We start from the raw sequence: 12534 nt of genomic DNA, 5'->3' as shown, positions 1-12534 counted from the left end.
TTTTTATGACAAAAAATAAAAGAAATAATACTATATTTTATATTTTGGGGATAATTATATCAGGTATGTTATCTTTGTTTTTAACTTATTACTATTATATAAATAAAAGCTTTAAGGAAAATATAATAAAGGGAAATCAATGTGTTAATGCAGAAGAGTATGAGGAAGCAATTAAATTTTATAAAGAGGGATTAAGATATAAAAATAATTCTGAAATATATACTAAAGTTCAAGACATAATAAAAATAAAAGATTCTAAAAAGTTTTATAGTACAGGAATAAGCTTTAAAAAGGAAGGTAAATATAAAGAAGCTGTAGATATGTTTAAGAAAGTATATGATAAGGATAAAAAAAGATATCTTAATGCTAAAAATGAAATAGAAGAGTGTACAAGACTTTGTAATATGCAAAGATAATATAAAAATAATCAGTAATTCGTAAGAATTACTGATTGTTTTTTCTGTATAATTTTTAGGATGCGTTAAAGTTATCTTAGTAAAATAGTAAAGAGTATTTAGTAACCAAACTTAAAAAGTTTTGATTCAAAATCTATCTTTACTAAAATATAATATAAGTTTTACTAAAGTCCTTATTAAATTTATAAGGTACCTTGTAAAATATAAAGCACATAATAAATTATAAAATATTCTGATTATTTTGTCAATAGAATAAATTTAAGTAATATATATTTTGCTTATTTAATCTACATATAAAATATTAAGGATGTGTCAAATAATATACTGTAATATAATATTGATTATATATAATATTATTAAATAATGCTTTTTATAGAGAATAAAGAAAAGATATGTTATAATACTAAACTGAATTGAAGATTTTGTTAAAAGGAGTGATATATTTGAAAAAAATTTTATCTTTTTTTATTTTTCTAGTTATGATGTTGTCACTTACAGCATGTGGGAAAAAGGAAAATCTAAATTCAAATGATTTAACAAAGCAAGATTGGAATCATATAGTTGAAGAAGCTAAAGGTAGTACTGTTAATTTTTATGGATGGGGTGGAAGTGAGCAGACTAACAAGTGGATTGATAATTACCTAGCTAAAGAACTTAAACAAAAGTATAATATTACATTAAAAAGAGTGCCTATGGATATAGATGATATATTAAATAAATTAGTAGGAGAGAAGCAAGCTTCTAATGAAAAGGGAACTATAGATGTAGTTTGGATAAATGGTGAAAACTTCTATACTGCTAAAAAGAATAAGTTATTATACGGTCCTTTTTCAAACAAATTACCTAATATGAAAAAATATATAAATAATGATGATCCAGAAGTAAAATATGATTTTGGAGTTTCCATAGATGGGTATGAGGTACCTTATGGAAAAGCTCAATTTGTTATGGTATATGATAAAGACAGAGTGCCGAGTGCTCCTAAAAACCATAAAGAATTGTTAGAGTTTGTAAAAAAGAACCCAGGAAAATTTACATATCCAGCACCACCAGATTTTACAGGAAGTGCATTTGTAAGAAATATAATATATGATATAGTAGGTTATGAAAAATTCGTAAATATGAAGCCAGATAAGGGACTGGTTGAAAAGGAAATAAAACCAGCTATAGATTATTTAAAAGAATTAAAGCCTTATCTTTTAAATGACGGAAAAACTTATCCTGCTAATATTGCAGCTTTAGATAATATGTATTCAGATAAACAAGTTTTAAATACTATGACTTATAATCCTAATTCAGTAAGTGAAAGGATAGAAAATGGTCAGTTCCCTAAAAATACTTATACAGCTTTATTTGATAAAGGGGATATAGGTAATACTCATTTTGTAGCTATACCATTTAATTCACAAAATAAGCCTGGAGCCATGATTGCTATAAATACTATTATAAGTTTTGAAATGCAAAAATCAAAATATGACCCTAAAAATTGGGGTGATTTACCTGTATTTGGTAATGAAAAATTAAGCGATAAAGAAAAGAAGGAAATAGAATCTATAAAAATTGGCAAGGGTGCATTATCACAAGAGGAATTATTTAAACATAGATTACCTGAAATGCCTGCTAGTTTAGTGCCTATAATAGAAAAAATATGGGAAGAAAATATACCAGGGGAGAATTAAAAGTGAAAAATAAAATTAAACCATATATATTATTACTTCCAGTATTGATAGTTATAATTTCTATTGTATTTGTAGGGATAACATCTTGTCTCCTTCAAAGTTTAGGATATTTTCCTGTAGTTGGTTTAGAGAAGATTACTTTTAAATATTATAAAGAGGTTATAAAGTCTCCGGAGTTTATAACCTCCTTAAATTTTAGTTTATACATATCAATTGTTTCATCAGTAATTGCAACAATTTTAGGTGTGATTTTAGCCTATTGCATTTATAAGAAGGAAAATAAAAATAGAATAGTTAATTTATTATACAAAATACCAATAATAATACCACACACTATAGCAGTTATTCTTATAATAAATACTTTATCTAGAAATGGAATAGTACCAAGAATTTTATATTCCATGGGATTAATTAAATCTCAAAATTCTTTTCCTAATTTAATTATGGATAAAGATGGCGTGGGTATAATATTAACATATATGTGGAAAGAAATACCGTTTATTATTTTAGTGGTTTACTCAGTTATATGTAATATAGATAAGAAAATTTGGGAGACAGCTTTAAATTTAGGGGCAAGTAAGTTTCAAACCTTTTTCTATGTAATATTACCTATGTTAATGCCAAGTATACTTTCATCTTTTATTATAATTTTTTCATTTTCTTTTGGGGCATTTGAAGTTCCTTATTTATTAGGATCTACAAAACCTAAAGCCTTACCAGTTAAAGCTTATATAGAATATAGTAATCCAGATTTAGTTAATAGACCTTATGCTATGGTTATAAATATGATATTAATAATAATATGTTCTTTTTTAATACTTTTGTATAGTAAATGTTATTATTATTTTAAAAAACATAGTTAAAAAACAGAAAGGCAAATTAGTATGAAAAAAAATAATTTAGTATTTTCTATAATTATTTATACCTTTATATTTTTTGTAGTATTTCCTATAATGGTATTATTTATATGGAGTTTTGCAAAAAATTGGAGTTGGCCTTATGTAGTTCCTAAGAACTTAGGACTAAGAGGTTTCAAATATGTGTTAGATCCCACAGGTGGGTCTTTACAAGTATTACTTAGGAGTGTTTTAATAGCTGTTTTAGTTACATTTATTACCATTGACATAAGTATCCCTGCAGCTAAGGCTTTAGGGATTTACCAGTTTAAAGGGAAAAATTTAATAAAATTAATAATTTTATTACCAATAATAATACCACCTATTTCTATAGCCCTAGGAATACATGTAGCTTTTATAAAATTAAATATTGCAAATACATTTATAGGAGTAGTTATTATTCATTTAATTCCTTGTATACCTTATGCAGTTACAATACTTACAGATGTTTTTGAATTAATAGGAAATTCTATGGAGCAGCAAGCACGTATATTAGGTGCTAATAAAATTCAATGTTTTTTTTATGTTACACTACCTATTATATCCCCAGGAATTATGTCTGCAAGTTTTATGGTATTTATAATATCCTTTAGTCAATATTTTTTAACTTTCTTAATAGGTGGAGGCCAAGTAGTAACCTATCCTATACTAATGTTTCCTTTTATACAAAGTGGGGATAGAACTATAGCTGCAAGTTATAGTGTTATATTTATTATTACTTCTTTAATTTTTTTATTTATTATAGAGAAAGCTATTAAGAAATTTTATAAAACGGATAAATTTTTAAATATATAAGGTGGATAACAATGAAACAGATAGAAGTGAGAGCATTAAAAAAAGATTTTAATGAAAAAAAGATTTTAGATAATATTAATTTTAGTGTAGATAAGGGAGAACTTATGTGCCTTTTAGGACCATCAGGTTGTGGTAAAAGTACTACATTAAAAATAATAGCTGGTCTTTTAAAAGAGGATTCAGGTGAAGTGTATCTAGGGGGTAAATCTATGAAATCTATACCACCAGAAAAAAGAGAAGCAGTTATAGTTTTTCAGGAGTATTCTTTATTTCCTCACTTAAATGTATATGAAAATATTGCTTTTGGATTAAAGATGAGAAGAAAAAATAAAGATTATATAAAAGATAAGGTATATAAAATAACAAATCTATTAAGATTAGGAGGATTGGAACATAAGTATACCCATAACTTATCTGGGGGTCAAAAGCAAAGGGTAGCTATAGGAAGGGCCTTAGCTATAGAACCTAAGATACTTCTGTTAGATGAACCTTTTACTAGTTTAGACATTAATGTTAAAAATACCATAAGAGAATTAGTATTAGATATTCAAAAAAAGATAGGAATAACAACCATACTAGTAACTCATGATAAAGAAGAGGCATTAATGATGGCAGATAATATAGCATTAATGTTTAACGGGAAAATAGCTCAATATGGTAAACCTAAAGATATATATGAAAATCCTAATTCAAAAGAGGTAGCAAATTTTTTTGGAGAGAGAAATTTTATAAAGGGTATAATTAAAGAAAATAAATTCTATAGCGATTTAGGAGAATTTAGTGTAGAAACTGAAAAAATAGGGGAAGTAGAGGCCATAATAAATCCAGAAGACATAAGCATACTAAATAAAGAGGAAAAAGGATATTTGGGTTATATTTCAAATGTAAAATATTTAGGGGATAGATCTTACTATGTTATTCATTATAAAAATAGTGATTTAAGTGTTATGGATTATTCTAAAAAATTATTTAGAAAAGGAGATAAGGTATATTTTTATATAAATTTTCATAAGGCTAAATTTTTGAAATAAAACTATTTAAATTTATAAATATGAGGTGACATAATGGAAGAATTAAATTATGTAATCCAACAAATAAAAGAAAATAATATGCTAATAATATACTTTTATTCTGGAGAAAAATGTAGTGTTTGTAGTGTTTTAAAAGATAAGATAAGAGAAATAGATAAAGAGTATAAAAATATAAAAACTCTTTATATAAATATAGATATATCGCCTAAAATATCTTCTTATTATAGTGTATTTACTGTTCCAACTATATTATTATTTATAGAAGGAAGAGAAACTGTAAGAGAGGGTAGATATACAAGTATTTTAGAATTAAGGAAAAAGATAAATAGGTATTATAATTTATTAAATAATTAAAGCTTAGATTTACACAGATATCTAAGCTTTTTTGATATAATCATATTGGAACTTAAAATGAGGGGGAATAAGTATGTGGGCTATATTACTATTTTTAATTATAGGTATATTAATTGGACGTTTTAAGGAGTTCTCAGAGAAGGGTAAAAAGATAAATGGATATATGCAACAAATAGGTGTTATTTTCTTATTATTTTTTATGGGAGCATCTATAGGAGCTAATAAATCTGTATTAAAAAATATAAAAACTATAGGAAGGACCTCATTAATTTTTGCTATAAGTGCTATAGTGTTTAGTGTGTTTGTACTTTATTTTGTTTCTGAAAAGTTTTTAAAAGAGGGGGAGGAAGAATAATATGACATTAATAATGTTAATAACTGTTATATTGGGATCATTTTTTGGTTATTATTTTGTACCTCAAAGTAGTATAAATACTGTAGAAACTATATCTACAGTAGCTTTAAATCTTTTGATACTTTTTGTTGGAATTGATGTAGGAAGTAATAAAAATCTTGTATCAGATATAAAAGAAAATGGAATAAAGTTAATTTTGATACCGATTTCTATAGCGGTAGGAAGCATTATAGGTGGAATTGTTGCATCATTTATATGTTCTATGTCATTGAAATCAGGTATATCTATCTCTGCAGGATTTGGTTGGTATAGTTTATCCGCCGTAATGCTTACAAATTTAGAAAATGCAGAGATAGGAACTATAGCTTTTTTGACAAATGTATTTAGAGAAATTACAGCTTTATTAATTATTCCATTTGTTGCAAGGAAGCTTAATCATTATACCGCAATTGCACCAGCAGGGGCTACTTCTATGGATACAACATTACCTGTAATATCTAAATCTACATCACCTAAAGTTACTATAGCAGCTTTTATTAGTGGAGTAATGTTAAGTTCTTTTGTTCCAGTAATTATATCTTTTTTATATGCAATATAAAAATTCCATAAGATTATATTATCATTATTATTTTGATTTTCTTTTGCACTGTTCAACTAAAAGTGTTTTTGTTTTGTTTATTACAGTACATATATTAGTAGATTTAACTGGATTTATATGTGTGGATATATAAATATTTAATAGGTATATTTAAGTTAGTAATTAAAAAATATATAAAATTTTAAGAAACTAAAAGTGGAAAATTAGTTTACAACTTTAGCATGTATTAATTTTCCATTTTTTAAAATGTTATTGACATTTATTGGACAAAAAGTTATGATTTATGTGTACTAATAGTACTAATACACATAATAGTATTAATACACAATGAGTGTATTAAATAATTAAAGTTTTTAACAGTATTGAAGGAGGGGAAGAATGAAAAATTTTATTTCAATAAAAAATATTAGTAAAACCCATAATAAGAAAAAAATATTAAAAAATATTAATCTAGAGATAGAAAATGGTATGTTTGGTCTTTTAGGACATAATGGAGCGGGAAAGTCTACATTAATGAAAATTATTACTACTTTAATTGAACCAGATAAAGGTGGAACAATAAATATTTGTGGATTAGATATCAAAAAAAATAAAATGGATATAAGAAAAATAGTAGGATTTCTACCCCAAGAATTTAATATATATCCTGAGATGACTGCTTATGAATTTTTAGACTATATAGCCTTGTTAAATAATATTAATACAAGAAAAATTAGGCAGAGGACTATTTATAATACTCTTGATAAAGTTAATCTCTTAGATAGTAAAAATAAAAAGATTGGAAAATTTTCAGGCGGAATGAAAAGACGTTTAGGTATAGCTCAAGCAATAATAAAAAATCCTTATGTTTTAGTTGTAGATGAACCTACAGCGGGATTAGATCCAGAAGAAAGAATTAAGTTCAGAACCATGCTAGTAGAGCTAAGTCAGGATAGAATTGTTATTTTATCCACTCATATTGTAGAAGATATATCTGCTTCCTGTGAAAAGATAGGCTTATTGATAGATGGTAATTTAAAATTTATAGGATCTCCAGATGAATTTATAAAAAATACAGAAGGCTATGTGTGGGAAAAAATTATCAATAATAAAAAGGAGTTATTAGATTTAAAAAATAAATATGTAATTATTTCAATTAAGAGAACATGTGGTAAAGCTATTGTGAGATTTTTAGCTCATTCCAAAGAATTAGAGGATACTCCTCATATTAACGCATCATATCCTAATTTAGAAGATGCATATTTACACGTTATGCAAGATATAAAGCGGGATTGATATAAGTAGATATTCATGGAGGAGGAAAATTTTTATGAAGTCTTTTATTGTATTAAGAAAAGAACTTAAAAGATTAAATGAAAACATTATATTTTTTTTAGGAATAATATTAATTTCTATATTACCAATTGTTATAAATTTTTTTGTATTAAAAGATAATTTACAAAATAGTAGATTGGCGGCTATAAGGTATTTTGATACATCATTTTTGCTTGGAATGTATTTAATTCCCTTAATAATATTTTCTATATATTATTATGATAAGGAAAGCGATGTTCTTATCATAATAAATACAAATCCTATTTCTGTATTTCAGTATAGACTGGGCAAATTTTTTACAGCAATTTGCTTTTATTTACAATGTATTTTACTAGGCAGTAGTATAACTATTATTTTACCTGTATTTTACTATAAGGATATTTATTCAATATACACATTTATTACTACGTTTTTATTATTTTCATTTCCAAGAGTTGTTTTTTTTACTTCTTTAAGTAATTTAATAAATATAATTTTTAGACATTCAGTTATTTCTATAATTATACCTTTATTTATATTTTTTATATTGGATAAAATTTCTCTATTTTCAAGCACTTCTTATTTGACATATTCTATGAACTTTATAAGTGGTAATTATAAATTTATTCGAAACCTTATAACAATAGATAGTATATATTTTGTTATAGCAATAATATTTATTGTTATTAGTACAAATCTTTATTGTAATCCAAATAATTATTAAAAAGGGGAAAAGATATGAATGTTCTATTAAAAATTAAGTATTCTATAAAAATTAAAAATAAATCTTTAATATTTTCTATAATATTATATTACTTGTGTATTTTTAATTCTTTTTGCTGATTTATGGGAATTTGTAGAATTGACATCTGTAATCATTCCCATTGCTTTATGTACTAATGTTTTGTCACAAGAATATGATAATAAAATGGAGGGAATTGTAATACTAAGCGGAACCCCCATTTATAGAATTGTATTTTTAAGGTATTTTATATCTTTTTTTATAAGTCAATTAACAATATTGGCATTATTTTTTATAGCTTGGATTACTAATCACCTAAAGGGAGATCTTTTTTTAAAGCATTATATCATTATTTTTTTATATTCTATATTCTTGACGCTTTTGGGCTTGTTAATAAGCAATATAACAAAAAATACTATTACGGGATATGGAGTATCCATGGGATATTTTATTTTTCAGATTGTAGGGGGAAACTTCATTTTAGGAAAGTATTGTCCTATATTAGCAACTTCATTTAATTTAACACTGAAGGAACATATTATAATAAATAATTTATATTTTATGATAATAATATCTATAATATTATTTTTAATAAATTTATTGTATATTTCTAATGAGAAAAAAATAAAAAGATGTGTTTTAAAGATAACGGGTTTAGCATTAATCATATTTAGTATTATAATTTTGAGAAATAAATATATTGACTATAAAAAATCAGCTTTAGTTAGTAAAATTATAAGCAATAATAAAGAAACAGTTTATATAATAGACAAGCAAAATGAGAGATTATTTTCTTATTGTAAAAGTAAAAATATAAGTTTTTTAACAGAGGATAATGTTTCTTTGGAAAAATATAAAGACAAAAATATTATAGTAATATCAAAATATGATTCTAGATTAATAAATAATATAAAAGATAAATTAAAGTTAAATATGGGCTTAGACAAAAGAGATCTAATATTAGAAGATCATGGCATATATAATGTTAGTTCCTATAGAATTTTATTAAATAATCCATTAAATAAAGAAAATAAAATTTTACTTATAGAAACTAGGTCATTAAATAGAAAAGATTTAGATGTACTTTTAAATGGAAAACAAGGTAGTTTTGTAGCTGTAAAAAATGGTATGATACTGGCTACTAAGATATATGATACAAAACATATTAATATAGATAATTTTTTTGAAGATGTTAGTACATGTCAAAGTAATAGTTGGAAAATAAAAAAGAATAATAAAGCTCAGATGTTGTATAGAAACATTGAAAAAAAAGATTCAGAAAAATTATTTTGCTTGTGGTATAAAATAAAAAAAATTATTGATAAAAATATTAAGTGTGATAATTGTAAGGAACATTTTCAAGTTTATTTAAGAGATGATAATATTAAATTAGAAGAAAATTTTATTCCTTTTAAAATAGAATTATTATTAGATTTAGAACAAGAAAGAGAATATAAAGTTAGAGATATGTTTTCTAAGAAATATTTAGATGAAAAAGGATTTAAGTTTATACGAGATAATAGATTAAAAGATGGATGGATGGAGTTTATCAATCAAGTAATTATATATCCTTCAATATATAATGATAATAGTTTTGGAAATGAGTATATTAGAATTATGAAACAGAAAACTAAGGAGGAAAGAGAATTAACTACAGAGGATGATTACATATACTTGTCAGGTAAAATATTGTTTTTAATAGAGAATAACAATAAAAGAATGGAATTTATTAGAGAAATAATAAATAGAGATTCTTATATTGATAATAATGAGATAGAAAAAATATATAGTAAATATGTTGGAATAAAAATAGCAAAGGATCAGATGAAATATTTCAATAAAAGATAAAGTATTCAGAAAAGCATTTATATATATTAAAATATGAGAGTATCTAAAATAATAAGGTTAATTTAGTAATTAAAAAATATATAAAATTTTAAGAAACTAAAAGTGGAAAATTAGTTTACAACTTTAGCATTTATTAATTTTCCACCTTTTTATTTAACAGGTTAGTTTTAATTTTATTGAGTTATTTCTTCATTTAAAACTGAAGTACAATTAGGACACCTAGTGGCATCGACATGAATTTCAGTATAACAGTAAGGGCAAGTCTTAACTAGAGTTTTTTGTTCTTCTTTTTTTCCTGTAATTTCTTTTACTTTAGTAAATTGTTTTATTACTAGAAATATTGAAAAAGATATAATCAAAAAATTAATTACGTTATTTAAAAATATACCATAATTAATAGTGGCTGCACCAGCTGCTTTAGCTTCTTGAAGGGAATTATAATGTGTTCCACTTAAATTTATGTATAGATTAGAAAAATCAACTTTTCCAACAAGTCTGCCTACTAAAGGCATAATAATGTCATTAACAAGGGAAGATACAATTTTACCAAAAGCACCACCTATGACAACACCAATAGCTAAATCAATTACATTACCTTTCATTGAAAATTTTTTAAATTCATCCCACATTTTAGTTCTCCTCTCTTGTGTTAAATAAAATTAATATTTTAAAAATATATAACTTAATACTTCTATTTATATATAACCATTTTCTCCTCTTATAGATACTTCGCCTGAATTAACTTTAACTATTTTACCATTTTCATATTGTACTATAAGCTCACCATTTTCATTTAAGCTCAATGCTTTAGCAAGAGTTATAGTTTTTCTACTCATAATTTTTATATTTTTGCCTATAAGGATTGAGTTTTCTTTACATATATGTATAGAACTCTCTATATTATTAAAGTTTATAAGATCATTGTATAGTGTTTCAAAATTATTTAAAATATGTGCTACTAATAATTTTCTTTTTATAGATTTATTTTCTTCTATTTTTATAGAGGTTGCTTTTTCTTTTAAATCACCATCTAAATCCTCAACATCTAAGTTGGCATTTATACCTATGCCCACTACTACATAATTTACGTTATTTATTTCTCCACTCATTTCTGTTAATATTCCACATATTTTTTTACTATTAAGTATTATGTCATTAGGCCATTTTATGTAAGTTTTCAAATTCATATTTAATAAAGATTTTTCTACAGCAGCAGCAGTTACTTGGGTAACCTTAGGCACATCTAAAGTATTTATATTAGGTCTTAAAATTATGGACATCCATATTCCTTTATATTTAGGTGAAATCCAGCTACGCCCAAGTCGCCCTCTACCGTTAGTTTGTTCTTCAGCTATAATTACACTTCCATGAGGATAATTATTTAAGGCCAATTCTTTTGCTTTATCATTAGTAGAAGTAATAGAATCAAAATATAATATTCTATTACCTATGTAACTCGTGGTTAGTAAAGGGTGGATTTCTTCAAAGGTTAATAGATCAGGGGAATAAATTAGTTTATAACCCTTTTTAGAAACAGATTCTATTTTATATCCATCGTTCTTTAATTGATTTATATATTTCCAAATAGCAGTTCTACTAACACCTAATTTTTCACTAATATATTGACCTGAAATAAATGTGTCAGAACTATCTTTTAACATATTTAATATAGATTCCTTCAAATTGATTTCCTCCTTAGATAATAAATAATTATAGTTATATTATAGATAATAGACAAATATAATTATATAATTATACTATATTAAAATAAAGATTGTTAATAAAAAGTAAATTATAGATGAACAAATAAAATAAAAATAGGAATTTAGAAAAAAATATAGAATTATAAATATTAATAAAGAAAATAACTTTATTAATATTAGTATAAATATAATTATTAATTATGGAAGGGAAAAAATATGAATATAGCTTTTTTTCTTACGCCAAAATCGGACGTAATTTATGAAAATTTAAACGCTTCTATGAGGCAGGCATTAGAGAGAATGGAATATCATAGATATACTGCCATTCCTTTAATAGATGATGCTGGAAAGTATGTAGGAACTTTAACAGAGGGAGATTTACTTTGGAAAATGAAAAATTCTCCTGATTTGAATTTTAAGGACACAAGTAAAATACCATTAAAAGAAGTTTCAAGACATACTTTTAATAAGCCTGTTAGTATAGATGCACATATAGAAAATTTAATATCTTTATCTATAAATCAGAATTTTGTACCAGTTGTAGATGATAATAATGTTTTTATAGGTATAATAAAAAGAAGCGATATTATAAATTATTGTTATAAATTTGTAAAAGAAGATAAATAAAAGGTTAAAGCTATGAAGTTTAAAATGTATAATTTCATAGCTTTTTTATTTATTAATATATTTTTGAAATATTAAGTTAATTTTTGGAAAAAATAAAGGTTAATTATATATTATGTAGAATATAAGAAATAGGATATAACAAACAATACATATAAAAATTTAAAAATTAACTTATAGTTATTCTTATGTATTAAAGG

The 12534-nt window shown here is 24.2% G+C and carries 14 protein-coding genes; 12 read left to right on the top strand and 2 right to left on the bottom strand.

Annotated features, from left to right (window positions below; all coding sequences use genetic code 11):
* Positions 1-5 precede the first annotated feature (5 nt).
* The 11 genes from BN1711_RS09375 to BN1711_RS09325 all read left to right on the top strand — a co-directional run bounded on the left by BN1711_RS09375 (position 6) and on the right by BN1711_RS09325 (position 10007).
* The gene (locus tag BN1711_RS09375) at positions 6-416 is read left to right on the top strand and encodes a tetratricopeptide repeat protein (RefSeq protein WP_050607895.1); all 411 of its coding nucleotides are present in this window, start codon (positions 6-8) and stop codon (positions 414-416) included.
* Between the two features lie 479 nt (positions 417-895).
* Positions 896-2095, top strand: a complete 1200-nt coding sequence (locus BN1711_RS09370; RefSeq protein ID WP_423243710.1) for an ABC transporter substrate-binding protein — start codon at positions 896-898, stop codon at positions 2093-2095.
* Positions 2096-2097: 2 nt separating this feature from the next.
* Positions 2098-2958 (top strand): ABC transporter permease, encoded by an 861-nt coding sequence (locus BN1711_RS09365; RefSeq protein ID WP_050607893.1) that lies wholly within the window; start codon positions 2098-2100, stop codon positions 2956-2958.
* A 21-nt stretch (positions 2959-2979) separates the two neighbouring features.
* Complete coding sequence (locus BN1711_RS09360) at positions 2980-3786, top strand: ABC transporter permease (protein WP_050607892.1); 807 nt, start codon at positions 2980-2982, stop codon at positions 3784-3786.
* Between the two features lie 11 nt (positions 3787-3797).
* Positions 3798-4817, top strand: coding sequence for an ABC transporter ATP-binding protein (locus BN1711_RS09355; RefSeq protein ID WP_050607891.1), 1020 nt, complete (start codon positions 3798-3800; stop codon positions 4815-4817).
* Between the two features lie 33 nt (positions 4818-4850).
* Positions 4851-5171 (top strand): thioredoxin family protein, encoded by a 321-nt coding sequence (locus BN1711_RS09350; protein ID WP_050607890.1) that lies wholly within the window; start codon positions 4851-4853, stop codon positions 5169-5171.
* A gap of 73 nt (positions 5172-5244) precedes the next feature.
* Entirely contained in the window at positions 5245-5526 is a 282-nt protein-coding gene (locus BN1711_RS09345; RefSeq protein ID WP_050607889.1) for a LysO family transporter, read from the top strand.
* Between the two features lies 1 nt (position 5527).
* The gene (locus BN1711_RS09340; RefSeq protein ID WP_050607888.1) at positions 5528-6124 is read left to right on the top strand and encodes a LysO family transporter; all 597 of its coding nucleotides are present in this window, start codon (positions 5528-5530) and stop codon (positions 6122-6124) included.
* Between the two features lie 378 nt (positions 6125-6502).
* Positions 6503-7399 carry an ABC transporter ATP-binding protein gene (locus BN1711_RS09335; protein ID WP_050607887.1) on the top strand — a complete coding sequence of 299 codons (897 nt, stop codon included), beginning with the start codon at positions 6503-6505 and terminating at the stop codon, positions 7397-7399.
* A gap of 34 nt (positions 7400-7433) precedes the next feature.
* Entirely contained in the window at positions 7434-8141 is a 708-nt protein-coding gene (locus tag BN1711_RS09330; protein ID WP_050607886.1) for a hypothetical protein, read from the top strand.
* Between the two features lie 390 nt (positions 8142-8531).
* The gene (locus tag BN1711_RS09325; protein WP_129582154.1) at positions 8532-10007 is read left to right on the top strand and encodes a hypothetical protein; all 1476 of its coding nucleotides are present in this window, start codon (positions 8532-8534) and stop codon (positions 10005-10007) included.
* 173 nt (positions 10008-10180) lie between these two features.
* On the opposite strand, the gene mscL is transcribed toward BN1711_RS09325, so the two are convergent.
* Together mscL and BN1711_RS09315 are read right to left on the bottom strand one after the other, a co-directional pair.
* The gene (gene mscL / locus BN1711_RS09320; RefSeq protein ID WP_050607884.1) at positions 10181-10636 is read right to left on the bottom strand and encodes a large conductance mechanosensitive channel protein MscL; all 456 of its coding nucleotides are present in this window, start codon (positions 10634-10636) and stop codon (positions 10181-10183) included.
* 66 nt (positions 10637-10702) lie between these two features.
* Complete coding sequence (locus BN1711_RS09315; RefSeq protein WP_050607883.1) at positions 10703-11689, bottom strand: biotin--[acetyl-CoA-carboxylase] ligase; 987 nt, start codon at positions 11687-11689, stop codon at positions 10703-10705.
* Between the two features lie 237 nt (positions 11690-11926).
* On the opposite strand from BN1711_RS09315, the gene BN1711_RS09310 reads away from it, so the two are divergent.
* Positions 11927-12337, top strand: a complete 411-nt coding sequence (locus BN1711_RS09310) for a CBS domain-containing protein (protein WP_050607882.1) — start codon at positions 11927-11929, stop codon at positions 12335-12337.
* Positions 12338-12534: the final 197 nt, after the last annotated feature.

The sequence above is a fragment of the Clostridium niameyense genome, assembly GCF_001243045.1.
Taxonomy (GTDB): Bacteria; Bacillota; Clostridia; order Clostridiales; family Clostridiaceae; genus Clostridium_F; species Clostridium_F niameyense.
This window is presented reverse-complemented; position numbering and strand designations above follow the sequence as displayed.